This window comes from Rhodococcus sp. WS1 (genome assembly GCF_003797745.1).
GTDB classification, from domain to species: domain Bacteria; phylum Actinomycetota; class Actinomycetes; order Mycobacteriales; family Mycobacteriaceae; genus Rhodococcus_F; species Rhodococcus_F erythropolis.
In genome coordinates this window covers 2292128-2317656 of the sequence record NZ_RKLZ01000002.1, presented here as the reverse complement: position 1 = coordinate 2317656, position 25529 = coordinate 2292128, and the positions used below count along the sequence as shown (strand labels likewise).

The window sequence follows — 25529 nt, the reverse complement described above, 5'->3', positions numbered from 1 at the left end:
CAAATCACAACGAAATGCGACTTTTGTCACGGAACGGCAACGGCGTGTCGTGTGTTCTGCACTTTCCGGCTCCGATACCCGTGTATCGATTCAGCTCTGGGCGCAGTATGTTCTCGTCTGGTTCAAAGCAGTCCGGCGATCCCGGGCGCGACAGAAGAAAGCTGGGCGATAGTGCGAAGAAGATTCGACAGACCACGTAATGCCAGGTGGCCGATCCTGGCCATCCTGCTGGCGCTGATCGCAGCGCTGTTCGCCCCCGGAATCGCGAGCGCGCAACCCGGTCGCACCTACACGATCGCCACCGATCTGACATTCGCCCCGTTCGAATTCGAGAACGAAGACGGCAAACTCGTCGGCATCGACATCGATCTCCTCAACGCGATCGCCGAGGACCAAGGTTTCAAGGTCGACATCAAGCAGCTCGGCTTCGACGCTGCGCTTCAGGCCGTGCAGGCCGGGCAGGCCGACGGCGTCATCGCCGGCATGTCCATCACCGACGCCCGCAAGCAGGTTTTCGACTTCTCCGACCCGTACTTCGAGTCGGGCGTGCAGATGGCGGTCCTCGAGACCGACAACGACGTGAAGGCGTACGAGGATCTGAAGGGCAAGCGCGTCGCCGTCAAGAACGGCACCGAGGGCGCCAGCTTCGCCGAGTCCATCAAGGACCAATACGGCTTCACGACAGTCTATTTCGCCGACTCCGCCAGCATGTACGACGAGGTCCGCACCGGAAACTCCGTCGCAGTCTTCGACGACTACCCCGTCCTCGCCTACGGCATCACACAGGGCAACGGCCTCAAGACGGTCACCGAAAAAGAGGTGGGCGCGAGCTACGGCTTCGCAGTCAACAAGGGCCAGAACGCCGAACTGCTCCAGATGTTCAACGCTGGACTGCAGAACCTGCGCGACGACGGCCAGTACGACGAAATCGTCTCGACCTACCTCGGTCAGGGCGCGTCGACGTCGGACAACTCCATCATCGGCTTGATCAAGAGCACCTATCCCCAGCTCCTCAAGGGCCTGTGGTTGACGATCGTTCTCTCGGTCGTCTCGATCGCGATCGCTCTGGTCCTGGGTGCGATCTTCGGTCTCTGCCGCGTGTCCACCAACATGTTCGTCCGAGGTATAGGCACGACCTACGTCGACATCTTCCGCGGCACACCGCTGTTGGTGCAGGCGTTCTTCATCTACTTCGGCATCCCGGCAGCCCTGCATTTCCAGATGTCCGCCTTCACCGCAGGCATCATCACGCTCTCGCTCAACGCCGGCGCGTACATGGCTGAAATCGTCCGCGGCGGCATCTTGTCCGTCGACAAGGGACAGATGGAGGCGTCACGAAGCCTGGGCATCAGCTACATGAAGTCGATGCGAAAAGTCATCATGCCGCAGGCAATTCGCACGATGATCCCGTCGTACATCAACCAGTTCGTCATCACCCTCAAGGACACGTCGATCCTGTCGGTCATCGGACTCGCCGAGCTCACTCAGACAGGGCGCATCATCATCGCGCGCAACTTCCAGTCGTTCAACATGTGGCTGATCATCGGCGTCATGTACTTCATCATCATCATGGCGCTCACCAAGCTGTCGAACCGCCTCGAGAAGAGGATCAACAAGTGACCGAAACAGCCGTCAACATGGGCAAGTCCAACACCGAGGTCAAGATTTCGGTCAAGGGACTGAAGAAGTCGTTCGGCGACAACGAGGTCCTCAAAGGCCTCGACGTCGACATCAAGAGCGGTGAAGTGGTCTGCGTCATCGGGCCTTCCGGTTCGGGTAAGTCCACCTTCCTGCGCTGCCTCAACCGCCTCGAAGACATCACCGCCGGCTCCGTGCGCGTCGACCAGTTCGACCTCACGAACAAGGACGTCGACATCGACAAGGTGCGCCAGCACATCGGGATGGTGTTCCAGCACTTCAACCTGTTCCCACACATGAGCGTCGTCGAAAACGTGATGCTCGCCCCGGTGCAGACCGGGCGATCGACCAAGGATCAGGCTCGCGAGATCGCCGTCAAACTGCTCGGCCAGGTCGGTCTCGCGGAGAAGGCAGATGCCAAGCCCGCCAGCCTGTCCGGTGGGCAGAAGCAACGCGTGGCCATTGCCCGCGCACTGGCGATGAGCCCGGACATCATGCTCTTCGACGAGGCCACCAGCGCCCTCGACCCGGAGATGGTGGGAGAGGTTCTACAGGTGCTTCGTGACCTCGCCAAGCAGGGCATGACCATGGTCGTCGTAACCCACGAAATGGGCTTCGCCCGTGAGGTTTCCGATCGAGTCATCTTCATGGCCGACGGATACATCGTCGAAGAAGGCAAGCCGGAGAACCTGTTCGGCAACCCCCAGCAGCAGCGCACCCAGGACTTCCTGGCGAAGGTCCTGTAGGGGCAAGCCCCCTGTGCGCCTTTTTGGTAGTGGGGACTACCGGAAAGGCGCACGGGTGGTGGCCAATTCGACGACCAGCCCGGTCTCGATCCGATTCTGCGGCTCGAAGTCGAAGTCGCCGAACCTTCGGAACCACCGAGGACTGGCCTCGACCCTTCGATAGGTCTCGCTACCTTCGACGGGCAACCACATGCGTGGACTTCCGACTTCCTCGTACGTCGTCGTGACCACGAGAATCCCGAGCACCACACCCGTGGTCACGACTCCCGACGCCGGCATCCCGCCGTGAACCCAACCGTCGAACGCGTCGTTCTGCGATCGCGGTGTCAATGTCCACGAGCATGGTTCACCGACTACAGGAAACGGTCCGCAGCACTCGACTTCGACCGCGTCGACATGAACGCTGACGATCTGGACCGAAGAGTCGACCGGCGTCGGCTCAGTGAAGCTGTGCGCCTTCATTCCCTCCCGGGATTCGAGAAATTCGCCGCGCTCGAGCCGGATCGAGAGGACTGTTCGGCTGTGTGTTCGACGTCGTCGGGATACACGTCGGAGGGATAGATGGAGTCATTCATCTGAAATACCCCGCGCAGTAGACGGACCGGGACACGACGATCCCGGGCGCGGAGTTACCTGTCGAACCAGAATAGCGTCAGAGCTTGTAAACGCGCTCCGCTGTCGCCGTGGACGCTGCTGCCAGCGCCTGCGGATCCTCGCCGCGTATGTCTGCGAGTGCACGCACTGTGTATGGCAGGCAGTACGACTCGTTGGGCGCACCGCGGAACGGGTGCGGCGTCAAGAACGGCGCATCCGTCTCGACGATCAGCTGATCCGACGGCACCAACAACGCGGCCTCACGCAGCGCCTTCGCATTCTTGAAACTCACGGTTCCCGAAAAACTGAGCACATACCCGGCGTCGATGCATGCCCGCGCCATCTCCGAATCCGAGGAGAAGCAGTGGAACACCACTGTCTCCGGCGCGCCTTCCTCGTGCAGCACCCGCAGCAGATCCTGATCGGCTTCGCGATTGTGAATCATCAGCGTCTTACCGAGACGCTTCGCCAGGTCGATGTGCCACCGGAAACCGTCGACCTGCTCCTCGATCGTGGCGCACCCTTCGAGCTTGCCTGGCCAGTAGAGATCCAGCCCGGTCTCCCCCACCGCGACGACCCGCGGATCGGACGCCAACCGTTCGATCTCGGCCCTGGTGTCGGCATCCAGGACGTTCGCCCTGGTCGGATGGATTGCGACGGCTGCGTAAACCCTCGAATCCCAGTTCGCAGCGTCGACGGCAAAGCGTGCAGCATCGAGGTCGTCGGCCACCGTGACGACCCGTCCGACGCCGACGGCCTCGGCTCGATCGACTATTTCGGCCACGGTCGCAGCGTCGTGTGCGCCACACGCGTCGAGGTGCGTATGGGCGTCGATCAAAGGCGACAAGGGCTCAGGGGCATCGGGGGCGGGACGGTCTTTGCTCACGCCCGATAGAGTAAGCCCACCATGACTGTGCCTGCCTCACCCTCCCAGACCCCGCGCCCGGACTCCGCCGCCCCGGAAGGCGCGGAACGATCGCCGTTCTACATCACGACAGCGATCGCGTATCCCAACGGCGCTCCGCACATCGGCCACGCGTACGAGTACATCTCCTCGGACGCGCTCGCCCGCTTCAAGCGTTTGGACGGTCATGAAGTGTTCTTCATGACCGGTACCGACGAGCACGGTCTGAAGATGCAGCAGACAGCGATCAAAGAGGGCATCGACGTACGCGAACTCGCGGCTCGAAACTCCGACGTGTTCCAGAACCTCGACAAGGTCCTGAACATCTCGTACGACCGGTTCATCCGCACCACGGACGCTGATCACCAGGTCGCCAGCAAGGCGATCTGGGAGAAGATGGCCGCATCGGGCGACATCTACCTCGACACGTACTCGGGTTGGTACTCGGTTCGGGACGAGGCCTTCTACACCGAAGCCGAGACCACGCTTCTGGAGGACGGCACCCGTCAGTCCACCGAGACCGGCACCCCGGTGGAGTGGACCGAGGAGTCGAACTACACCTTCCGTCTCTCGGCGTACGGGGAGCGTCTCCTCGCGCTGTACGAAGAGCACCCCGAATTCATCGCCCCCACAACACGCCGCAACGAGATCGTCAGCTTCGTCAAGGGCGGCCTCAAGGACATCTCGATCTCGCGCACCACGTTCGACTGGGGCGTCAAGGTCCCGGGCGACCCGGACCACGTCATGTACGTCTGGGTAGACGCCCTCACCAACTATCTGACCGGTGTGGGTTACCCGAACGTCGATTCGGAGGAGTTCAAGAAGTTCTGGCCCGCGAGCCTGCACATCATCGGCAAGGACATCACGCGGTTCCACACCGTGTACTGGCCGGCATTCCTCATGTCTGCCGGCATCGAACTGCCGGAGCGGGTATTCGTCCACGGCTTCTTGTACAACAAGGGCGAGAAGATGTCGAAGTCCGTCGGCAACGTCGTCGACCCCATCGCGATGGTCGATCAGTACGGCCTCGACGCCGTCCGTTTCTTCTTGCTCCGCGAGATCTCGTACGGTCAGGATGGCAGCTACAGCCACGAAGCGATCGTGACGCGCATGAATGCTGATCTCTCGAACGAACTCGGCAATCTCGCGCAGCGTTCGCTGACGATGGTCGCGAAGAACTGCGACGCCCAGGTACCCACCCCCGGCGAGTTCACCGAGGACGACCTGGCGATGCTGGCATCGGCGGATGCCCTGCTCGCCAAGTGCCGCAGCGAGTTCGACGCGCAGGCTCTGCATCTCGCACTGGAAGCCATCTGGGGCGTTCTCGGCGAGACCAACCGGTACTTCTCCAAGCAGGAACCGTGGGTTCTGCGTAAGACCGATCCGGCACGCATGGCGACGGTTCTGTACGTGACGCTCGAAGTGGTCCGTATCGTCGGGCTTCTCGTTCAGCCGGTGATGCCCGACGCGGCGTCACGCATCCTCGATCTGCTCGGCCAGAGCGAAGAGAACCGGCAGTTCGCCGACATCGCGGTTCGCATCGACGCCAACCGGAAACTGCCTGCTCCGGCGCCAGTTTTCCCCCGCTTCGTCGAGGAATGAGCTAAGCGAGAGTGCCGCACGTGGGGTCCGAGATATCCGGTTACAGGCGGATGTGTCGGACCCCACGTGCACACTCCAGCCATGACGACGAATAGAACATACATTCGAACCAGCGCTTCGGCGCAGACACTGCCATGGAACGGAGCGCGGGTGTCCACTCAGGAGGTCAGCCCTCAATCCGTTTCCGCGGTGCGAGATCTCGTTTCCGAACTGTCCGCAGCGTACGACCGCGGATGGCAGCCGGCGGATCTGATTCATCTGGCGCGTCGAAGCAAAGAAGCGTCCGACGCCGATCTCGCCGCCACCACCATCCTGTTCGATGCGAAAGCGTCGCGCGCCTCCGATCGCGCACCGCTCGAATGGGTGGGGCAGTTGCAGACGATCGGCGAGCAGTATGGAAAGTCTCGACGCATCGCTTCTCGAATCACCGTGGACGACGACGTTTTTCGCTCCCTCGCGGCCGGCCTTCTGTTCCAGGATCCCTACTTCCTTGTTTCGCAGATCGTCGACGTTGCGCGATCGTGGATGCGCCTACCTCAGTGGACGGTGTTGCTCGCGCCACCATCCACCTGGCCGTCGCAACGGACCGACACCAGCTATGCCGGCGTCGGCGATACCGAGGTCGACGCCAAGGTACTCAAGCGAATTCGTGGATTACTCGCCAAAGCGGAAGCCACCAACTTCGCGGAAGAAGCCGAGATTTTCACCGCGAAGGCTCAGGAGTTGATGACCCGGTACGCCATCGATTCCGCGCTGCTCCACTCTCGCGCCGGGGTCACCGACACATCCGTGAATGCCCGACGCATTCACATCGAGAACCCGTACGTGAAGGAAAAGGTTCACCTCCTGACCGAGATCGGCGAATCGAATCGAGTCAGGACTGTCTGGTTCAGCGACATCGCACTCGCGACCGTCGTCGGCACTCCGGTCGACCTTCAGCAAGTCGACATGCTGTTCACTTCCTTGCTCGTACAGGCAACCCGTGCAATGCAATTCGCCGACTCGAGCAATCGTGGCGGCTCACGCACCACCTCGTTCCGCAAGGGATTCCTGGCCGGGTTCGCCAGCCGCATCGGACACCGTCTGCGAGACGCCGGCACCAAAGCCACCGCCGAAGCGGCCGACGCGGCATCGATGGACGTCGCGGATCTTCTGCCGATCCTGGCCACCACTTCCGAGGCCGTCGACGCCGAATTCGATCGATTGTTCCCGACAACCCGCAAAACTCGCGGACGGTCCGTCGACGCCGAAGGCTGGCACGCCGGCCAGGCTGCAGCCGACGACGCCAACCTGCGTCCCGGCGCACCCGCCGTGAACCGCTCCCGCTAGTCCTTTCGAGCGGCCAGGACCGTCTCGTACAACTCACGCTTGGAGACTCCGGCCGTTGCGACCAGAGCACACGCGTCCTTCAATCGTGCTCCCCCCTCAACCAGCCTTTCCACCTCGTCGACCAGATCGGCAGGATCAGATGCCACCAGCACTGCGCCTTCGAGCACCACCGTGATCTCTCCGCGAACGCCCTCGGCCGCCCAAGTAGCTAACTCTCCGAGAGTGCCGCGCTTCACTTCCTCGTAGGTCTTGGTCAATTCCCGGCACACGGCCGCGCGGCGATCGGGCCCGAGAACTTCCACCGCATCTGCGAGGCAGTCGGCAAGGCGATGGGGTGCTTCGAAGAACACACACGCTCGCTGCTCGGTTGCCAGGGCCGAAAGCCAGGTCTTGCGCTGCCCCTGCTTTCGCGGTGGGAACCCGTCGAAGCAGAACCGCTCCACCGGCAAACCCGAGAGTGCCAGCGCCGTCGTGACCGCCGACGGGCCCGGGAGACACGTGACGGCGAGGTTCTCGGCTACGCAGGCGGCAACGAGGCGATATCCGGGGTCACTGACCGACGGCATGCCTGCATCGGTGACCAGCAGGACGGTCTTGCCTTCGGCCACGTCGGCGACCAACGCGGGCAGCCGCGAAATCTCGACCTGATCGTAGAAACTGACGATCTTCCCGGTGATGGTTACCTCGAGCGCGGACGCCAGAGACTTGGTGCGTCGTGTGTCCTCCGCAGCGACGACGTCGGCGGTTGCGAGAGCAGACCGAAGACGCGGGGATGCGTCACCGACATCTCCCATGGGTGTTGCGGCGAGTACCAAACGACCAGTCATACCTGACAGCCTACGATTGCCAGGTGACTGTGCAGACGGACGAGCGGCCAACGCCCGCCACGAGCGATCGGGTAGTGCGTAGTCCCGGCCCGCTGGTACCGGATCCTGATTTCGGCCCGACCGACAGATTGCGCGGCTGGATCGTCACCGCTTTCATCACCGCCATCGCGGCGATCACCCGCTTCACGATGCTCGCCTACCCGACCGACGCCGGCACACCTGTATTCGACGAGAAGCACTACGTTCCGCAGGGCTGGCAAGTTCTGACCGGCGGTGGCATCGAAGACAATCCCGGTTACGGATTGGTGGTGCACCCGCCGATCGGTAAGCAGATGATCGCGATCGGCGAAGCACTCTTCGGTTACAACGGTTGGGGGTGGCGATTCTCGTCAGCCCTGGTCGGAACGCTGATGGTCCTGCTGATCATCCGGATCGTCCGCCGCATGACGCGGTCCACGCTGATCGGCGCGATTGCCGGAATCCTGCTCATCGTGGACGGCGTCACCTTCGTCTCCTCACGCCTGGGGATGCTTGACATCTTCCTGGCCTTCTTCGTCCTCGCCGCCCTCGGATGTCTGGTGGTCGATCGCGATCAAGTCCGCGAACGAATGGCGAAGGTGTACGAGGAAGGTCGAATCGGCGATTCCGCCTGGGGTCCACGGCTGGGTTTCCGGTGGTGGAGGTTCGGCGCCGGCATCCTGCTCGGTCTGGCATGCGGAACCAAGTGGTCCGGCATGTACTTCATTCTGTTCTTCGGATTGCTCAGTGTTGCCTTCGACCTGTCAGCGCGCCGCGCATACCGCGTGCAGCACCCCTGGGTCGGCACCGCGGTTCGCGACATCGGTCCAGCTCTGTATGCGCTGGTGGTCATTCCGCTCGGTGTGTACCTCGCGAGCTACTGGGCCTGGTTCACCAGCGAGACCGGCGTGGACCGTCACGCCGTCGGTAACGAGATCGGTGAGGGCGGCACGTGGAGCTTCATTCCCTCCGCACTGCGTTCACTCTGGTACTACAGCGGAAACGTTCTCCAGTTCCATGCCGGTCTGACCAACTCCGCCGGAAACCACCACCCGTGGGAGTCGAAACCGTGGACGTGGCCGATGGGGCTACGACCGATGCTCTACTACTACGCCGACGGCGAGCAGGTCACCGGTTGCGGGGCCGCCAGCTGCGTCAAGGCCGTGATGCTGATCGGCACACCGGCGATGTGGTGGCTGGCACTACCGATGTTGGCGTGGGCGATCTGGCAGACGTTCGTGCGCAGGGACTGGCGATACGCCGTGGTCCTGACGGGCTACGGCGCCGCTTACCTTCCGTGGTTCGCGACGCTCGACCGCCAGATGTACTACTTCTACGCAGTTGCACTCGCCCCGTTCATGGTCATGGGATTTGCGCTGGTCCTCGGCGATGTTCTGGGCAAGGCGAGCGCGTCCGTCGAGCGTCGTACCACCGGACTTCTTGCGGTCAGTCTGTACATCGGTCTGGTCGTGGCCAACTTCGTCTACCTCTGGCCGATACTCACCGCCATGCCGATCACGCCGGAATCGTGGCAGAACCATCTGTGGCTGCCTAGCTGGAAATAGTGGGACAGACGAAGGAGGCACCGAACCTGGTTCGGTGCCTCCTTCGCTTCACGATTACTCTGTCGGCTTACCGACGCGACGTCCCCGCCTCGGGCGTAGGAGAGCACGTTTCTGCTCCTTCGCCGCAATGATGATCGGGTCGTGCGAAAGGTCCTTGTACAGCGAGAAGCACAGTCCGATCATGACCAGCACGAACGGCGCCGCAGCGATGATCGTCATGGTCTGCAAGCCGTCGAGCGCTTCGGAGCCACCGGTCCACAGCAGAAGCGCCGCGACGCCACCGGTCAACATGCCCCAGAAGACCACGACCCAGCGACTCGGTTCGAGCGTTCCGCGCTGCGAGAGCGTCCCCATCACCATCGACGCAGCGTCTGCGCCGGAAACGAAGAACACTGCCACGAGCAGCATGACGAGGACAGTCGTCACTCCGGCCAACGGCAGATTGTCGAGCATGCCGAACAGTTGAGCCTCTTCCGAGCCTCGGCCGGACAAGCCGATTCCGTCACGTTCCTCGCCGATGCCCGCGCCGCCGAAGATCGCGAACCAGAGCAAGCTGACAGTCGTGGGAACGGCGATGACGCCGACGATGAACTGGCGGATCGTGCGGCCGCGGCTGATGCGTGCCAGGAACATGCCGACGAACGGCGTCCAAGACACCCACCATGCCCAGTAGAAGATCGTCCACGACGAAAGCCACGCGCCCGTTTCAGGATTCGATGATGCACCCGTGCGGGCGGACATCTGGGCGAGGTCGGAAACGTATGCGCCAATGGTCGTCGGGAGCAGATTGAGAATCAGCACGGTCGGCCCGAGAACGAACACGAACAGGGCCAAGATCAGCGCGAGCACCATGTTGATGTTGGAGAGCCACTGAATTCCCTTGGCCACACCGGAAACTGCCGAAGCGACGAATGCCAGGGTCAGCACCGCAACGATGGCCACGAGCAGGAAAACGCCGGCTTCTTCCATCCAGCCGACTACCTCGAAACCGGAGCCGATCTGAAGTGCGCCGAGCCCCAAAGATGCTGCGGTACCAAAAAGTGTGGCAAAGATCGCCAGGATGTCGATGACCTTGCCGATCGGCCCTTCGGCCTTGCGACCGAGCAACGGAATGAAGGCCGAACTGAACAGTTGCTTGCGTCCTCGGCGATACGACCCGTATGCAATGGCAAGGCCCACAACGGCATACATCGCCCAAGGATGAAGACCCCAGTGAAACATGGTGGTGGCCATGGCAGTTCCGACGCCACCGTCGGTGCCGGGAGGCGGAGTCACGTAGTGCGCAAGCGGTTCCGCGACACCGAAGAACATCAGGCCGATCCCCATGCCGGCGCTGAACATCATCGCGATCCAGCTGACGGTTCGGAACTCGGGCTTCTCACCGTCCTTGCCCAGCGGAATGTCGCCGAATCGACTGACCGCGAGGTAGATGGAAAACAGCACGAAAGCCGAAGCTGCGAGTACGAAGAGCCAGCCGATGTTCGTCACCAACCAGCCGAGAACACTTCCGGTTACCGAATCGAGGTTGTCGGGAGCTACGAGGCCCCACACGACAATAGCCAGCACCGCGGCAGCCGCCACGGAAAACACCACGTAGTCGGTCCGAACGCCTACTCGAGTAAAGCCCGTCTCCGGGCGCTCTTCGTTGGCCCCGGAATCTTGTTCGGATCGATCAGATTTCGTCACCATAGATGACTACGTTCGTCACTTTATGGGCCAAAAGCAAGCCGGAAGGCGGGCTCAACGTCCGTTGAACCCGCCTTCTCACCCCGATCAAGCTGGGGTTTTAACCCAACCGTTGCCCTTGCCGATCAATCCGTCGATACTGATGCGTCCTGCGCCGATCACAGCGATCAAGAGCGATCCGACACCGAGTGCGATGACGAGTTCGTAGCCACCGTTGTCGATGAAGACACCCTTGTCCGCGTGCACGATGAAGAACGCGCCAACCATGTCGAGGAACAGCAGCGCGCCGACGAGCGGGGTCAACAGACCCGCGATGAGCAGGATTCCGCCGCCGAGTTCGATGGATGCAGCCACAACCGCAGAAATCTTGGGGAGCGGGGCGCCCATCCCTTCAAACGCGGCCTGCGTTCCGGCGATCTTGTAGGTGAAGAACTTCTGCCAACCGTGGGCGATGAAGATGATCCCGAGGCCGACACGGGCGATGAGGAGTCCGAGGTCACGAGCAATCGACGAATTCATGAGCCAAGACTGACAGCTTTAAGTTGAAGCGTCAACTTAAACATTGTGTCATGCACCTCTCAATGCCGACTCCACCATGGCGACGATCTCACTGTCGGAGTACCCGAGCGAGCGGACCCTATGCGCAAACGCGGTCGCCGCCTGCTCGGCCTGCGCCTGCACCGGATCGGTCCCCGAAGCGATGAATGTCCCTTGCTTTCCCCTCGTTTCGATTACGCCCTGATCGCTGAGCGCGCGATAAGCCTTCGCGACGGTGTTGGCCGCCAATCCCAGCTCCGAGGCCAACGCTCGCACCGTCGGGATCTTGGTTCCCGCGATCAATCCGCCACCGTGAACCTGCTCGATAATCTGTTGCCGCAGTTGGTCGTACGGAGCTGTGGAGGAATCGTGTTCGATTGCGATCTTCATCGTCACCCTCGTCGTATCTTCTCGGTCACAAGCCCTCGATCGCCTCGCGGATCGTATGCGGGCCGGAGGTCAGAACCAATGTCTTGCCGACGCTGGACGGCGCATCGATGAGCGCTTCGACGACCGCGGCGACATCGGCTCGAGGCACAGAGCCTCGATCGACTGGCGGCTGCGCAAGCAATACTTCACCGGTCGGGTCGTCGTCCGTCAGAAGGCCTGGCCGAAGAATCGTCCAATCCAGCGAAGACCTTGTCTTCAGGTCTTCCTCCGATGCCGTCTTCGCCCGCAGGTAGGCGGCAAAAACCTCGTCGGTGTTCTCCGGTATTTCGTCACCAGCACCCATGGCGCTGATCTGAATGAACCGACGTACTCCCGCTTTCTCGGCGGCATCGGCCAACAGCACCGCCGCAGCTCGATCGACGGAGTCCTTGCGCTCGATCGAGCTACCAGGTCCGGCGCCCGCGGCGAAGACCGCGACGTCGGCACCGTCGAGTACCTTCGCAACTTCCTCGACCGTGGAGGATTCCAGATCGATCACCACGGGGAACGCGCCGAGTGTGCGGACCGCACCCTCGTGCGCGGAGTTGCGGATCAGCGCTACCGGCCGATCACCATGTCCTGCCAGCAGGTACGTCAGGTGCTGCGCGATCTTGCCGTGCCCGCCGGCAATGACCACGCGTCGTTCGTCCACACTTCGATGTTCCGTCATCGTTTTCTCCTCACACGTCGGTACTTCAGGTGCAGCACTCCGGAGCGGCCCGTTGTTCCCCTGTTTGTCCCACGAGTTCGGACGCAGAGGCAGAATGACGAACATGGCATCTGCAACCATCTTCCACAATCAACGGTGCAACACCTCGCGGACCGTTCTCGGGCTCATCCGGGAAGCCGGCATCGAACCCACCGTCGTCAAGTACCTCGATACTCCGCCTACCCGATCCGAGCTGGAAAAACTCATCGCCGACGCCGGCCTCGAGCCCAGTCAAGCGGTTCGCAAGCGCGAAACGCAGTACAAGGACCTCGGACTCGCCGACGCTTCCGAATCCGAGATCCTCGACGCGATGATCGAGCACCCAATTCTGATCGAACGCCCATTCGTCGTCACTGACAAGGGCACGGTGCTCGCGCGTCCGGCAGCCAAGGTGGAAGAGATTCTCTGACGTCTACCGCTCACAGCGGATCGCGGGCGATCGGGCAGGACATGCAGCGAGGTCCACCGCGACCGGAGCCCAGTTCGGAACCCGCGATTCGCAAAACCTCGATACCCGAGGCCTCCAGCCTGGCATTCGTTTCGACGTTGCGCTCGTAAGCGACGACGACGCCCGGTTCGACGGCCAACGTGTTGTTGCCGTCGTCCCATTGCTCACGCTCGGCAGTGACCGTGTCGAGTCCGGTGTCGATCACTCGAAGTTTTCCGATTCCCATGGCGTCGGCTGCCGCTTCGAGGAACGGCGTCGCACCGCGAATACTCACCCCGTCGTCTTCCTTGCGAAGGGTGAACGCTGCCAATGTGTCCTGAATGGCCGGATACATGACGACCGCGTCGGCCTCGACCATGGTGCAGACCGTGTCGAGATGCATCGACGCTCGGCGTTGCTCGATCGGAACAACCAACACCGTGTGGGCGAGACCGTCGTCGAACACGCTACGCGCCAATGCTTCTGCGCCGGCGGGTGATGTACGTTCACCGACACCGATCGCGATCACCCCCGGCGCGAGAAGCAGCACGTCACCTCCCTCGACAGGAGCCGTGTGCGACTCGTACGCGCGACGCACGCCTTTGAATCGAGGGTGATGCGCGTAGACGAGATCCGTGATCGAGGATTCGCGAGCTCGCGCTGACAACGCCAAGGACGTGATGATGACCCGTGGCCCGACCCAGAACGACGAATCGCGGGTGAAGAGCAAGTTGGGCAGCGGGTCGATCACGAAGTCACCGCCGTGATGCATCCTGCGCACCAACGAGGTCGAGCCGGCGTCGATCGGCAGCTCGTCGAACGTCATTCCGGCAGTAAGGATCGACGACAGCTCCTTCGGCTCTACCTTTCGCAGGTACGCAGCCAGGTGTTGCCCGAGCGCGTGGCCGATCTTGCGTGCGTCGACGGCGGCCGCGATTCCCTGGATCCTCGCTGCGCCACTGACCTCGAGCGCCTCGGTGAGGAGATCGGACAAAAGCAGTACCTCGACGCCGCGCTCACGAAGGACGGTCGCAAACTGATCGTGTTCTTCCTGCGCGCGGTCCACCCACGGCAACGCGTCGAACAGCAGCTCGTCGTTGTTGCGCGGAGTCAATCGTTTCAACTCGTCGCCCGGACGATGAAGAATGACCGATCGCAATCGGCCCACCTCGGAATCGACACCGAGGGGGACGGAGCCAGAAGCGTTCATGAGTGAACACTAATCCCGTAGGCCCCACCCAGCAGGGACAAGCAGCTTCCGTACCGGCCCGCGTAACGTCTGATCCGACGCAGGCGAGAGGACCACGCAATGAGTAGCACGGATCAGGCGGCGCTGGGCGGCGCCGGAATCGACAGGTTCACCGGGCGCTGGGTCGGCGCTGGAGCCGGACATTTCCCCACCATCGACGACTTCGAGTACTCCGAGGAGATCGAGTTCGCTCCGACTCCGAAACCGTTTGTCACCTACTCGTCGCGCACTCGTGGGCTCCCCGACGGCCGACCACTTCACATGGAATCGGGATACCTGCGCCCGACACCTGGTGGTGAGCTCGAACTGCTGGTCAGCCAGCCCACCGGATTTGTGGAGATCCATCGCGGCACCGTCGACTCCGAAGGCACTCTCGCCTTGACCCGTCTCACGCTCGCAGCATCGCCCGACGCAAAACCGGTTCACGACGTCCGGCGAGTCATGCGCGTCCAAGGCGACACCCTGACCTACGACTTGTGGATGGCGCACGGTGACACCCCGCTGACGCATCATCTCCACGCCACCCTCCACCGGGCGACGGACCGGTAGTCGCCATGGAGATGCCGTCGTGGAAAGCCAAGGAACTTACGCCCGGCCAGCTCTCCGAGCGCAGCGGTGTCGCCGTCTCGGCCCTGCATTTCTACGAACGAGAAGGCCTCATCGTCAGTCGCCGGACCAGCGGCAACCAGCGTCGATACCAACGAGACACGCTTCGACGCGTCGCCTTCATCAGAATCTCGCAACGCGTCGGCATTCCGCTGTCGGAAATCCGGGAAGCCCTCGGCACACTTCCTGAAGGCCGTACCCCGAACCGCGCAGATTGGGAACGGTTGTCGACCGGATGGCGGCGCCACCTCGATCTCCGCATCGAGCAACTGGAACGACTACGCGACAATCTCACCGGTTGCATAGGTTGCGGGTGTCTCTCACTGGAGGGATGCGCCCTCGCAAACCCTCACGATCAACTCGCTGCCGCCGGCCCAGGTGCACGCGTTCTGGAGGTGGATTTCGGCGCCGACTCAGGCGAGAAATGACTCGACAGCGTCCCGATCGCGCCCCAGCAAGTCCTCGACGGTCTTCTTCAGCAACTTCTCGATCTGGCCGCCGATAATCGGCATCTTCACTTCGGCCGTCCCGTCGACGACCAGTCGCGTGCAGGACTCGGCGGCGGTGAGGTCGAGCGTCGTCTCGATTCGTATCGGCAGTCCGTGCGCGATCCCGGTGACCGACCCTGCGGCCTTCCCGTCAGACAGAGGCCCCCAGTGGTCGACCCGTGTCAGACCCAGTCGACTCGGCGCAACCTTGGCGACCAGGGTCGGGAGGGAGGCAGAGTCGATTTCCTCGGACACGGATACTTCGATCGATCCGTCTCCAACTTCGATGTCCGAGGTGGCATAAAGGTCTCCGAGTCGGACTTTCCAATAACTCGGGTCTGTCAAAGTTCGATGCACGTCGTCGATCGGATATTCGAATTCGATATCGAAGTGAAAACTCTTCGGCATGACTTTGGTCCCTATTCGACTAGATAAAAGTCCCGTCGGAGTTAATGCTCATCGCTTGAGCAATTTACTGAACTGGTCGTTCGCTTTTTGCATCACGAACTCGTAAGGCGGGGCGAATTTGCGGGCCCACCAGTATCCGAATCGAATGTCATTGGACGTATACACGAGGTACGTGTTCTTCTCGATTCCCCGCAGAATGCACGAGGCCACCTTCTCCGGGGAGACCGCGCGCTTCTCGAACCGATGCGTGAGCTTTTTGACCCGCGGGTCATCCCGGTCGATACCCGCGATCTCCACGGTTCCCACCAAAGGCGTCTTCACCCCACCAGGCACAACCAGACTGACGCCGATTCCGTGCCGCTTCAGATCGAATCGCAGCACCTCGGAGACCCCGCGAAGGCCGAACTTGCTCGCACTGTAAGCGGCATGCCACGGCAGTGCCAAGAGCCCAGCGGCCGAAGACACATTGACCAGGTGCCCACCCTTGCCGGCGCGGATCATGGGCGGAACGAACGTCTCCATGACATGGATCGGTCCCATCAGGTTGACGTCAACCATCGACTTCCAGTGCCGATGCTCGAGGTTCTCGATAGTTCCCCACGCTGAAATGCCGGCGATATTCATGACGACATCCATCGGAGAGAATTGAGTGTGAATCTCGGTACCGAATTTCACGACCTCGTCGTAATCCGAGATATCGAGTGCCTTGGCCAAACTGACCGTGCCCCCTCCGGCACCAACCATTGCGGCAGTCTCTTGCAATCCACGGTCGTTGATATCAGTGAGAAACAATTCGGCTCCGGCCTCGGAGGCCCGCAGTGCAGTTGCGCGTCCTATCCCACTACCAGCGCCGGTGATCAGGCATTTCTTACCCTCGAGCGACCTTACTGACATGGATCGACACTCCCCCGCACTCGTACTGTGGACATGCGGGAAAGTCTACGCACGCGTTGTGCGGCCGCCCCGAAACACGCATTGCGGCCGTGAGCATGCCAGAACCCACGACCTCGGCGGCAGTCGCCGAACCCACCGTCAGCTACAGACGCTGAGCCATCTGCTCTTGATAGCCCCTGACCGTACGGTCGAGTTCTTCCGCCGCTACATCGTCCCCACGCTTGCGTGCGTCGTGGGCTCGATCCTGGATTTCACGGATCGCGCGGCGCAGTTCGTCATCGCTCATCGTGTGTTTCATATCACAATTCTGCACCTACGCAGGGGGTTTAGCTAGCGCAGATTGCATTCCGGCAAACCGTTCAAGGTTCAACCCCAAAGTGATTCGAGCAACATCGCGAACAGTCGCCATAATTGCAACCGCATCACTCCACACCGTCACTGAACTGCGGTTTTCCTTTCGGAACACATATGAAAAACCAGGCTAACGCTTAGCTAATATCGCCAAAACGGGTAAAAGGTTTGATACTGGGCACATTAACCAAGTAATGGAAGGTTCGAATAGCGCGACCGTAGCTGCACAATCTTCGTGCGGCCGATACTCAATGTGCGCTGAGACATAGCTGAGCACTCAATGGCCGAACGAAACGAATCTCGGACACATTTGACAACTGGTCCACTAAACAGACTACGGTGAGCTACCGATCGGTTATCCGCGTGATACCGTAGGATTCACTGAACGGACAATTGCTAGCTAGAGAGGATTACGGGGCGGTTCACAATGGCTGACTTTGCAGAACGATTGAACAAACTGTTCGACAGTGTTCATCCTCCGGGGCGCAAACCCCACACCAACGCCGAGGTTGCGGCAGCGCTCATCGAAGACGGCCATCAGATCTCCAAGCCGTACATCTCGCAGCTCCGCTCGGGACAGCGCACCAACCCCTCGGACGAGACAGTCGCTGCGTTCGCCCGGTTCTTCAAGGTGAAGCCCGACTACTTCTTCAACGACATCTACGCTGCCAAGATCGATCACGACCTCGAACTGCTCTCGCAGCTCCAAGGTTACGGCCTTCGCCGCCTCTCGAGCCGCGCATTCGACCTGTCGGAAGAATCGCAGAATCTGCTCACCACGATGGCTGAAAAGCTCCGCGCGAGTGAGGGTTTGCCAGAGGTTCCGCCCGACGCGTCACGCTGATGCAAATGTGCTGAAGCACTGAATTGACATGGAGTAGGTCGACTACGAACGTCGACCTACTTTTGTCGTTTCATCGAGTTCCTTCGCCAACAACAACACCCATCGGCGCGCCGACATCTTCTCAGGTGGCGCAATCCATCTGGTGTCCAACACATCCGAGGCCAATGGATCCGCGATCCACCCCGCAAGTATTCCTGCATGGGCGGTAACTGCCCGGGGTGGTTCCTGACCACCGACGTCGAACATCCCGGCGCCGGACTGTATGTACATCGCATCCATGATCTGGGCGATCATGTCCGATGCCCGGAGTACTGACGTACTTCCGGCACTGTCCGCGTCGACAACCTCGGGGAATCGCTTGACGAGAAGCGCGTGCATCCGCCGTAGGCGATACAAGTCTCGTCGTGCGCGCAACCACGTCTCGAGAAGCACCCACGTGATGCCCAGCGCTATCAGAACACTCGAGGCAGCGATGAACCACACCCCTGCGCCCGTCCAGATATCCGATTCGAGTGCGCTGGTGCCACCGATCGATTCGACCAGCATCACGACGACCACGACAAGCAAGACCGACGAACCTGTCACGATCAATGCGATTCCGCGCCCCAACGGCGCCCACGCGACGTGCCGTAACCCCGTCGAAATGACAAGGGACAGAGCGACGATGATAAAGATCAGAGCCGGCGCTGGGTATCCGAAGAAAACCGCGATCGCCACCAGCAGCCCCACCGAGTACAGCACCGTGGCGAGACCGCGCATGGCTGGACGCGACATCACCGGCCAGGCCGACACGGCGCCGACTGCGCTGGCCGCGGACAACGCGGTCCACAAGACGATGACGATCATCGCTGCGGCATGTTGCTCCGGCGCAATTCGATCGACGATGTCCCACACCGCAGGCACCATGACCGTCGACGACAATGCGACCGAGAAGCCTGCGAAGACCATCGACATTCGCAACGGCGTCGCGGTGCGCGCGACAACTCGACCCAGTCTCGCGCCGGCTGCAACCCAGACGAGAAGGGCCACAGCCCAAAAGATCATCCGATCGCCTCGTCATACCGCAATACCGACAGCGGTGTCCCACGGCCACTCATCGTTCGCAGACGCATGATCAACATCGACGCGAACGTCTCGGCTTCCCACTCCGCGATGTCATCCATCGGCACGGGTTCGTTGCGCCGCAGAGAACGTTGACTCAACATGTAGGCGATCAAATCGTCACTGACCTCGAGCGTCGCCTCGGCGATCTCGGCACCTTCGTGGCGAAACACTATGTGCCCCAACTCATGTGCCAGAGTCCGCTCGACATTGGGTAGCCCGGGAGCCAAAACGATGACGTCGTGGTCGTCGTAGGCCCGGCGCTGACCGCACACGCCGGTGGCGAGCGGGGTTTCCAGATCGATCTCGATCGGGCGCCCGCGCTCTCGGGCGACTGTCTGCACCACCGTAAGCAGTGACACAGCCTCCGACGACGCTGCTGCGTCACATACGGCATCCACCGCGGCCAGAACGCGGCGATGTGAACGTCTGTCCGGCACGACTCACGCACCTCCCTGTGATCCGGGTGCCAGGAATTCGGCACGTGCGGCAGCCAAACGTGCCTTCTGCAACGATGCTCCGCGGAAAGTCATTGCTCCCGCACCGGCCGCTACGACTGCCATTCCGCCCACACCGCCGGCGACGGCGGCAGCGTTGAGAATCGGTGGAAGGCCATGAGTGAACGCCGTCGGGAATGCCTGCGGGTTCTCACTGGGACTCGCGACGTTCGGAGCGTTCGACGGTACCTGGGGAGCTACGGGAGCCGGTGCGGCCAGAACCTCGGGCGCGGACGGTGCTGCGACTGCGCCCGGCGCAGCGTTCGCCGGTCCACCGGCAGAGGGTGCAGGTGCTCCGCCGCCTGCTGACGGCCCTTGCGGATCAGACGGTCCAGCCGGTGGAACCGCTGCCTCCGAGGATGGCTCGGAACTCGACTGCGACTCGGAAGGGGACTGCGTCTCGGAGGGTGCTTCGCTCGATGAACTCTCGGTCTGCGAAGTTGCGTTGGTCGCAGGGGAAGCGCTGCTGCTCGGACGTTGCGACGCCGAAGGGTTGGTCGAGGCCTCAGTCGTCGTGGTCGGCTCAGTCGTCGTGGTCGGCTCAGTCGTCGTGGTCGGCTCAGTCGTCGTGGTCGGCTCAGTCGTCGTGGGCTCAGTCGTCGTGGTCGGCTCAGTCGTCGTGGGCTCAGTCGTCGTGGGCTCAGTCGTCGTCGTGGGCTCAGTCGTCGTGGTCGGCTCAGTCGTCGTGGTCGGCTCAGTCGTGGTCGGCGTCGGAATTACCGTTGTACCGCAGTTGTGATGGTGGCAATGCCAGCCGTAGTTGCCGTTGCCGTTGCCGTTGTTACCGCCACCGTTGTTGCCGTTGTTGCCGTTGTTATTGCCGCCGTTGTTGCCGTAGTTGCCGTTTCCGTTGCCATTGTTTCCACCGCCACTGTTGCCGCCAGGTTGGGCGGCGACGATGGCAGGGAAGACCGATACGGCAAGGACGCCGATACCCATCAGGCACATCACAGCAACAAGCATCATCGCTAGCCGTCGTGGCTGGCTCATCGACATTCCTCCCCGACACATACGTCCGACCTGCGGAAAACTGCGGCAGACTCATCGTGCCTATCGCACCGGACACACCCTCGTTACATTTCCGGCAAACATGTATCCGCCCAAGGATCATCCCTCACTTGGAAGCTCAACGGTCCGGATCAGCGGTCGCAATCGTATGAAACGGCGCACACTCGAGCTAAATCTTCACAATTCGGGCAGGCTCTGAAAATGCAGGAAAGGGCCGTTCAACTTTCGTTGAAAGACCCTTTTTGCTGGTACTTCTTGGTGGAGCTGAGGGGAATCGAACCCCTGACCTCTTCGATGCGAACGAAGCGCGCTACCAACTGCGCCACAGCCCCGTGCCACCGCCTCAGCGGTGCTCGGCAACTCTAACAGGAACGAATACTCCCGTTGGAATCACCCGACACGAACTTTCGACCCGACAAGATCGGCCCAGAAGGTCACTGACCGGACGCGCGACGCATCTCGGTGTGCCTGATCTCTTCTTCGTAGTGATCCAGGTGATCGAACACCGGATCTTCGTCGTCGACTTCGAGGACAACCGCTCCTGGTCGGCGCAGTCGCGCCGGAATCAGGCGCAGCTCTTCGTCGGTGTGCGATTCGACTCCGAGTCGCGATCGGTTGAGGCGCTCGGTGCGACGACGGCGAATCTCCTGCTCGATACGAACCTGCCGACGTAGGTACGCCATGTACCCACCGAGGCCGCACACGGTCAGCACAAACAACCACCACACCATCGGCGAGATGATCAATGCGAGAGCGCCCGAGAGAATCGCGACGAATGCCAGGCCCAACAATGTCCGCTGACGGAATGCGTACCGCGCCTCCCGGGCGATGGCATCCGCTTCGGGGTCGAACCCGCCTCGGCCGCGCCGAACGGGAACAAATTCTCCGACCGGTGCACGACCGCCGGTGTAGTCGTCTTCTGCGTGAGTGTCCATCTGGTCCTCCGCGTCGTAGCTGCTGCGCACTGGTTCTGGTTGCCAGTTCGGATCGCTTCGATGTCCTGCTGCCGGCCCGCGCTGAACAGGGTTGCTGTCGCCGCGGTGGAGTACTCGAGTCGCGAGCGCCGCGTCACTCGTCTGCCGGATCCTGGGGCGCTTGTTGACAAGCATCGGCACCAGGACGAACAGCCACACGGCCACCAGCCCGATCCACACGAATGAGCTAGGCATGCCGCGGCCTCCTCCCGATCACCTACCAGCACCTATGCCAGCCGTTGACGAGTCAAGGTTAACGGCCGACGCCCTCGCATCGTTGCCGACGCGCCGAACCCCACCATACTCATGTGTCACACGCGTACCGAACTGAACTTCCGGTTCAGTCCCAAAAGTCTCAAGTTCTGGTTGAATCAAAAACCACATTTTTCCGGCCGAAAGTAGGACTACTCAGCGGTAACTGCCGTTTAGCTCGCGTTTCTCACGCTCGTGGCGCCGTATTGGTCACACCCACGAAGCGCGTCCGGACCGCACCAATCTGTCGACGACGGTGGTGGGTACTTCCTCGATGGTCATTCCGACCAGAAGATGATCACGCCATTGGCCGTCGACATCGAGATAGCGCTTGAGAAGACCTTCCTCCCGGAACCCAACATTTCGTAGGACTGCGCGACTCGACGCGTTCTCCGGCCGAACGGTCGCCTCCACTCGATGCAGACCGACCTTCGAGAATGCGTGATCGAGTGTGAGCGCCACGGCCGCTGTGGCTACGCCCCCACCGGTGACGTGCGAGGCGACCCAATAGCCCACCCAGGCGGACCGCAGAGCGCCGCGCACGACATTTCCGATGGTGACCTGCCCGCAGTACTTCCCGTCGAGTTCGATCACCAAGGGAAGGATCCGGCCCTTGCGCGCCTCGGAGCGAAGATTCCCGCACAGGGACGGCCAGACAGTGATGTGGTGGCGAGCATCCCAGGGCGACTCTCCGGTGGGCTCCCACGGCTCGAGGTGCTCGCGATCGCGAATGCGGAGGCGACTCCACACAGCAGCGTCACGGAGCTTCACGGGGCGGACGGTCACCACTCCCGCGGGCACTCGCAGTGGGCCGAGATCTTCCGGCCATCCTGGATGGACTGACATCACACCCCACTCGGGTCGGCGTTACCCACGTTGGGCGAGAAAAGCTACGTCGACTTCTTCACCGATGTGCACTTCGGTGACGTCTCGATCGACAAGAACCAAGCAATTGGCTTCCGCCAAGGTCGCGAGGAGATGTGAGGACGCACCGGGCGCACCCCCGAGTGCCTGCACCAGGTACTCCCCCGTCGCTTCGTCACGCATCAGCTGACCACGCAGGAAACCCTTGCGATCGGCAATCGACGTGATCGTTCCCACCGTGCGCGCCTTCACTACTCGCCGCATCGGTTGGCGGCGTCCGAGCGCGATTCTGATCAGCGGGCGAACCATGACTTCGAATACCACCAGTGCGCTTACCGGGTTGGACGGTAGGAGAAAGGTCGGAACCTCGTCTCGTCCCAGCTTGCCGAAGCCCTGCACTGATCCCGGATGCATGGCAACGCGCTCCACCTCGAGTGTCCCAAGGTCGGCAAGCGCCTCACGAACCTCGTCGGACGCTCCGCCGCCCACGGCACCGGCGATGACAACGATTTCCGAGCGAATCAGCTGTCCCTCGACTACTTCGCGAAGACGGCGCGAGTCGTTGCCTGCGATTCCCACACGGTTGACGTCGGCGCCGGCATCGCGCGCTGCGGCGGCGAGGGCATACGAATTGACGTCGTAGACCTGACCAGGCCCCGGCGTGCGATCCACGTCGACAAGTTCTCCACCGACGCTGATGACGGAGAGACGCGGACGCGGATGGACGAGCACTTTGTCGCGACCGACCGCGGCAAGCAAACCGACCTGCGCGGCTCCGATGATGGTGCCTGCCCGAACTGCCACGTCGCCCGGCTGGACGTCGTCACCTGCACGGCGAACGTAATCGCCCGAACGCACCGGCTCGAAGATCCGAACGCGAGCGCGACCACCGTCGGTGTTTTCGAGCGGGAGCACGGCGTCGGCCAGCGTGGGCAGCGGCGCGCCCGTGTCGACTCGAACGGCCTGACGCGGTTGCAACCGGATCGGTTGGCGTGAGCCCGCCGTCACCTCGCCGACCACCGGCAAGCTGAGGTCCGTAGGCTCGCCGTCCTCGCCGCGGAGGTCGGCTCCAGCGCCGGCGACATCGACACTGCGAACCGCGTAACCGTCGATGGCAGCTTGATCGAATCCCGGCAATGGGCGTTCGGTCACCACTTCCTCGGCACACAGCAGTCCCTGCGCCTCCGAGATGGCGACCCGAACCGGACGGGGTGCCACTGCAGCAGCGGTAACCCTGGTCTGCTGCTCCTCAACCGACCGCATCTGGTCCGCGTCCTCCTGTGTCTGGAAATTCGGTGATATCCGTCAGCTCATGATGCCTTGCCTTCGAAAAGGGACAAGCACATTGATACTGCGTTATCGGGCGATCAACCACCGTGGCGACACGCTCAGCGGTCGAGCCGATCCGCGAGCCACTTACGCAAGGACGGACCGTAATCGTCGCTGTCGAGTGCCAGGTCAACCGAAGCGCGGAGGTACCCGCCGGGGTTGCCCAGGTCATGACGCGTTCCGCGGTGCACCACCACGTGAACCGGATGACCCTCGGAAATCAGGAGAGCGATGGCGTCGGTGAGTTGCAACTCACCGCCGGCTCCCGGCTTGATGCGGCGAAGTGCGTCGAAGATCGCACGATCGAGCAGATAGCGACCCGCAGCGGCAAAGGTCGACGGCGCGTCTTCCACAGCCGGCTTCTCGACCATGCCGACGACCTTGAGGACGTCGGGATTGACCGCGTCGGGAACGATCTCGACGTCGAAGACGCCGTAAGCGCTCACTGCGTCCTTGGGAACGTCGATTGCACAGAGAACGGATCCGCCGCGCTTGGCCCGAACTCGCGCCATGATCTCCAGGACGCCACGCGGGAGTACGAGATCATCGGGCAGAAGGACCGCGATGGCATCTTCGTCGTCGTCGAGAACCGACTCGACGCAACCGACTGCATGCCCGAGGCCGAGGGGCTGCTCCTGAATCACGGAATCGACTTCGAGCAAACCCGGCGCTTTGCGCACCTTTGCCAGGGCAGCAAGTTTTCCGCTCGCTTCCAGCTTGCTTTCGAGCACGAGATCCTCGACGAAGTGCGCAACCACTCCATCTTTGCCCGGGGACGTCACGATGACGAGCCGCTCGGCTCCCGAGTCCGCAGCTTCACCCGCCACCAGTTCGATACCCGGTGTGTCCACGACCGGCAGCAATTCTTTCGGAACCGTCTTGGTGGCAGGCAGGAAACGCGTACCAAGTCCGGCTGCGGGAACCACGGCCGTGCGGAAGGCCCTCGTGCTGCTAGCGACAACGTCTGTCATGCCAACACCTTAGCCGCCGCTTGTTACCGCTCGGTCAGCACGACGAATATCGTTGCGGGGTGACACCTCAGACAAAAGCACAATGGCGACAAATCGCACTCGCAGCACGTGATGCAGTCTCCGAGCACACTCGAAACACGGAAACTGCGGCGTTGATCACGCACATACGTTCAGTGATTGTCGACGGCTCAACCGTCTGTGCGTACGTCCCCACCCGCACCGAACCAGGATCCACCGACTTGCTCGACGCCGTTGCCGAGATCGCGCAGCGTGTACTACTTCCGATCACCGGAGAACCCGGACCGTTGTCCTGGGTTCAATACAGCGGTGCCGACGGTTTGCGCCCCGCGAAGTACGGCATTCGGGAGCCCGTCGGACCCGTCCTACCACCGGAAACCCTGTCCGACGTGGAATGCATGCTGATCCCTGCTCTCGCGGTGGATCTTCGTGGAACACGCCTCGGCCGCGGCGCAGGCTTCTACGACCGGACGCTCGGGTCGGTCGGACCGCAGACTCGGCTCGTGGCAATTGTCAGAGACTCCGAACTCGTCGAGATCTTGCCGGCCGACGACCACGACATTCCGATGGGATGGGCATTGACGCCGAGCGGCGGCCTCACGCGGCTCCAGGGCGATTGATCTGCGGGAATAGATCCCTGATTAGCGCTGTTGGCACTGTCACT

General features: G+C 61.9%; 29 protein-coding genes and 1 tRNA gene. 12 read left to right on the top strand and 18 right to left on the bottom strand.

What is annotated here, in order from left to right:
• The first annotated feature begins 171 nt into the window (after nt 1–171).
• Both EEB12_RS23655 and EEB12_RS23650 read left to right on the top strand, forming a co-directional pair.
• Nucleotides 172–1620, top strand: coding sequence for an amino acid ABC transporter substrate-binding protein/permease (locus tag EEB12_RS23655; protein ID WP_019744701.1), 1449 nt, complete (start codon nt 172–174; stop codon nt 1618–1620).
• Entirely contained in the window at nt 1617–2384 is a 768-nt protein-coding gene (locus EEB12_RS23650) for an amino acid ABC transporter ATP-binding protein (protein WP_397510396.1), read from the top strand. The genes EEB12_RS23655 and EEB12_RS23650 overlap by 4 nt, the downstream gene beginning before the upstream one ends.
• 36 nt (nt 2385–2420) lie before the next feature.
• On the opposite strand, the gene EEB12_RS23645 is transcribed toward EEB12_RS23650, so the two are convergent.
• Nucleotides 2421–2846: a DUF6578 domain-containing protein gene (locus EEB12_RS23645; protein WP_021345137.1), complete on the bottom strand. Its 426-nt coding sequence runs from the start codon at nt 2844–2846 to the stop codon at nt 2421–2423.
• 190 nt (nt 2847–3036) lie between these two features.
• Entirely contained in the window at nt 3037–3864 is an 828-nt protein-coding gene (locus EEB12_RS23640; protein WP_141488598.1) for a TatD family hydrolase, read from the bottom strand.
• A 21-nt stretch (nt 3865–3885) separates the two neighbouring features.
• Here EEB12_RS23640 and metG point away from each other — a divergent pair, with 21 nt between their 5' ends.
• Nucleotides 3886–5484, top strand: a complete 1599-nt coding sequence (gene metG, locus EEB12_RS23635) for a methionine--tRNA ligase (protein WP_141488597.1) — start codon at nt 3886–3888, stop codon at nt 5482–5484.
• Nucleotides 5485–5565: 81 nt separating this feature from the next.
• The gene (locus EEB12_RS23630; protein ID WP_258537188.1) at nt 5566–6813 is read left to right on the top strand and encodes a DUF2786 domain-containing protein; all 1248 of its coding nucleotides are present in this window, start codon (nt 5566–5568) and stop codon (nt 6811–6813) included.
• On the opposite strand, the gene rsmI is transcribed toward EEB12_RS23630, so the two are convergent.
• On the bottom strand, nt 6810–7640 hold the full coding sequence (gene rsmI / locus EEB12_RS23625) for a 16S rRNA (cytidine(1402)-2'-O)-methyltransferase (RefSeq protein ID WP_021332320.1): 831 nt from the start codon (nt 7638–7640) through the stop codon (nt 6810–6812). The two genes, EEB12_RS23630 and rsmI, sit on opposite strands and share 4 nt — an antisense overlap.
• 74 nt (nt 7641–7714) lie before the next feature.
• Between rsmI and EEB12_RS23620 the strand changes: the two genes are divergently transcribed.
• On the top strand, nt 7715–9223 hold the full coding sequence (locus EEB12_RS23620; RefSeq protein ID WP_020908615.1) for a dolichyl-phosphate-mannose--protein mannosyltransferase: 1509 nt from the start codon (nt 7715–7717) through the stop codon (nt 9221–9223).
• A gap of 54 nt (nt 9224–9277) precedes the next feature.
• Here EEB12_RS23620 and EEB12_RS23615 read toward each other — a convergent pair whose 3' ends face one another.
• The 4 genes from EEB12_RS23615 to EEB12_RS23600 all read right to left on the bottom strand — a co-directional run bounded on the left by EEB12_RS23615 (nt 9278) and on the right by EEB12_RS23600 (nt 12545).
• Entirely contained in the window at nt 9278–10912 is a 1635-nt protein-coding gene (locus EEB12_RS23615; RefSeq protein ID WP_019744709.1) for a BCCT family transporter, read from the bottom strand.
• Between the two features lie 84 nt (nt 10913–10996).
• Complete coding sequence (locus tag EEB12_RS23610) at nt 10997–11428, bottom strand: DoxX family protein (protein ID WP_141488596.1); 432 nt, start codon at nt 11426–11428, stop codon at nt 10997–10999.
• Nucleotides 11429–11476: 48 nt separating this feature from the next.
• Nucleotides 11477–11836 carry a GntR family transcriptional regulator gene (locus tag EEB12_RS23605; RefSeq protein WP_020970329.1) on the bottom strand — a complete coding sequence of 120 codons (360 nt, stop codon included), beginning with the start codon at nt 11834–11836 and terminating at the stop codon, nt 11477–11479.
• A gap of 25 nt (nt 11837–11861) precedes the next feature.
• Nucleotides 11862–12545 (bottom strand): SDR family oxidoreductase, encoded by a 684-nt coding sequence (locus EEB12_RS23600; RefSeq protein ID WP_141488595.1) that lies wholly within the window; start codon nt 12543–12545, stop codon nt 11862–11864.
• Nucleotides 12546–12639: 94 nt separating this feature from the next.
• Between EEB12_RS23600 and arsC the strand changes: the two genes are divergently transcribed.
• Complete coding sequence (gene arsC, locus EEB12_RS23595) at nt 12640–12993, top strand: arsenate reductase (glutaredoxin) (protein WP_141488594.1); 354 nt, start codon at nt 12640–12642, stop codon at nt 12991–12993.
• A 10-nt stretch (nt 12994–13003) separates the two neighbouring features.
• On the opposite strand, the gene arcA is transcribed toward arsC, so the two are convergent.
• Nucleotides 13004–14221 carry an arginine deiminase gene (gene arcA / locus EEB12_RS23590; RefSeq protein WP_019744713.1) on the bottom strand — a complete coding sequence of 406 codons (1218 nt, stop codon included), beginning with the start codon at nt 14219–14221 and terminating at the stop codon, nt 13004–13006.
• A 99-nt stretch (nt 14222–14320) separates the two neighbouring features.
• Here arcA and EEB12_RS23585 point away from each other — a divergent pair, with 99 nt between their 5' ends.
• Nucleotides 14321–14809, top strand: a complete 489-nt coding sequence (locus EEB12_RS23585) for an FABP family protein (RefSeq protein WP_020970333.1) — start codon at nt 14321–14323, stop codon at nt 14807–14809.
• A 5-nt stretch (nt 14810–14814) separates the two neighbouring features.
• Entirely contained in the window at nt 14815–15294 is a 480-nt protein-coding gene (gene soxR, locus EEB12_RS23580; RefSeq protein ID WP_019744715.1) for a redox-sensitive transcriptional activator SoxR, read from the top strand.
• Here the strand turns inward: soxR and EEB12_RS23575 are convergent.
• The 3 genes from EEB12_RS23575 to EEB12_RS30550 all read right to left on the bottom strand — a co-directional run bounded on the left by EEB12_RS23575 (nt 15280) and on the right by EEB12_RS30550 (nt 16942).
• The gene (locus EEB12_RS23575; protein ID WP_141488593.1) at nt 15280–15762 is read right to left on the bottom strand and encodes a DUF2505 domain-containing protein; all 483 of its coding nucleotides are present in this window, start codon (nt 15760–15762) and stop codon (nt 15280–15282) included. The genes soxR and EEB12_RS23575 overlap by 15 nt on opposite strands.
• Nucleotides 15763–15810: 48 nt before the next feature.
• On the bottom strand, nt 15811–16656 hold the full coding sequence (locus tag EEB12_RS23570) for an SDR family oxidoreductase (RefSeq protein WP_019744717.1): 846 nt from the start codon (nt 16654–16656) through the stop codon (nt 15811–15813).
• 142 nt (nt 16657–16798) lie between these two features.
• Nucleotides 16799–16942 (bottom strand): hypothetical protein, encoded by a 144-nt coding sequence (locus EEB12_RS30550; protein WP_162267916.1) that lies wholly within the window; start codon nt 16940–16942, stop codon nt 16799–16801.
• A 492-nt stretch (nt 16943–17434) separates the two neighbouring features.
• Between EEB12_RS30550 and EEB12_RS23565 the strand changes: the two genes are divergently transcribed.
• Nucleotides 17435–17851 carry a helix-turn-helix domain-containing protein gene (locus tag EEB12_RS23565; RefSeq protein WP_003946231.1) on the top strand — a complete coding sequence of 139 codons (417 nt, stop codon included), beginning with the start codon at nt 17435–17437 and terminating at the stop codon, nt 17849–17851.
• 42 nt (nt 17852–17893) lie between these two features.
• Here EEB12_RS23565 and EEB12_RS23560 read toward each other — a convergent pair whose 3' ends face one another.
• The gene (locus EEB12_RS23560; RefSeq protein WP_020908623.1) at nt 17894–18895 is read right to left on the bottom strand and encodes a hypothetical protein; all 1002 of its coding nucleotides are present in this window, start codon (nt 18893–18895) and stop codon (nt 17894–17896) included.
• Nucleotides 18892–19392, bottom strand: a complete 501-nt coding sequence (locus EEB12_RS23555; protein ID WP_003946241.1) for an ImmA/IrrE family metallo-endopeptidase — start codon at nt 19390–19392, stop codon at nt 18892–18894. Before EEB12_RS23555 ends, EEB12_RS23560 begins: the two co-directional genes overlap by 4 nt.
• Nucleotides 19393–19570: 178 nt before the next feature.
• Here EEB12_RS23555 and EEB12_RS30545 point away from each other — a divergent pair, with 178 nt between their 5' ends.
• Both EEB12_RS30545 and EEB12_RS30540 read left to right on the top strand, forming a co-directional pair.
• Nucleotides 19571–20188, top strand: coding sequence for a hypothetical protein (locus EEB12_RS30545; protein WP_181447530.1), 618 nt, complete (start codon nt 19571–19573; stop codon nt 20186–20188).
• A complete protein-coding gene (locus EEB12_RS30540) occupies nt 20188–20421 on the top strand; it encodes a hypothetical protein (protein ID WP_181447529.1) in 234 nt (77 codons plus the stop codon). The genes EEB12_RS30545 and EEB12_RS30540 overlap by 1 nt, the downstream gene beginning before the upstream one ends.
• 292 nt (nt 20422–20713) lie before the next feature.
• Here the strand turns inward: EEB12_RS30540 and EEB12_RS23545 are convergent.
• From EEB12_RS23545 to EEB12_RS23525, 5 genes are all read right to left on the bottom strand, one after another.
• Nucleotides 20714–20789: transfer RNA gene (locus EEB12_RS23545), tRNA-Ala, on the bottom strand.
• Between the two features lie 102 nt (nt 20790–20891).
• A complete protein-coding gene (gene glpR, locus EEB12_RS23540; RefSeq protein ID WP_020908625.1) occupies nt 20892–21626 on the bottom strand; it encodes a gephyrin-like molybdotransferase receptor GlpR in 735 nt (244 codons plus the stop codon).
• A gap of 267 nt (nt 21627–21893) precedes the next feature.
• A complete protein-coding gene (locus EEB12_RS23535; RefSeq protein WP_007727523.1) occupies nt 21894–22529 on the bottom strand; it encodes a GNAT family N-acetyltransferase in 636 nt (211 codons plus the stop codon).
• Between the two features lie 21 nt (nt 22530–22550).
• Nucleotides 22551–23810: a gephyrin-like molybdotransferase Glp gene (glp, locus tag EEB12_RS23530; RefSeq protein WP_003946353.1), complete on the bottom strand. Its 1260-nt coding sequence runs from the start codon at nt 23808–23810 to the stop codon at nt 22551–22553.
• Between the two features lie 125 nt (nt 23811–23935).
• Entirely contained in the window at nt 23936–24847 is a 912-nt protein-coding gene (locus tag EEB12_RS23525; protein WP_019744725.1) for a UTP--glucose-1-phosphate uridylyltransferase, read from the bottom strand.
• Between the two features lie 59 nt (nt 24848–24906).
• Between EEB12_RS23525 and EEB12_RS23520 the strand changes: the two genes are divergently transcribed.
• Nucleotides 24907–25485 (top strand): 5-formyltetrahydrofolate cyclo-ligase, encoded by a 579-nt coding sequence (locus EEB12_RS23520; protein ID WP_046378977.1) that lies wholly within the window; start codon nt 24907–24909, stop codon nt 25483–25485.
• Nucleotides 25486–25529 lie beyond the last annotated feature (44 nt).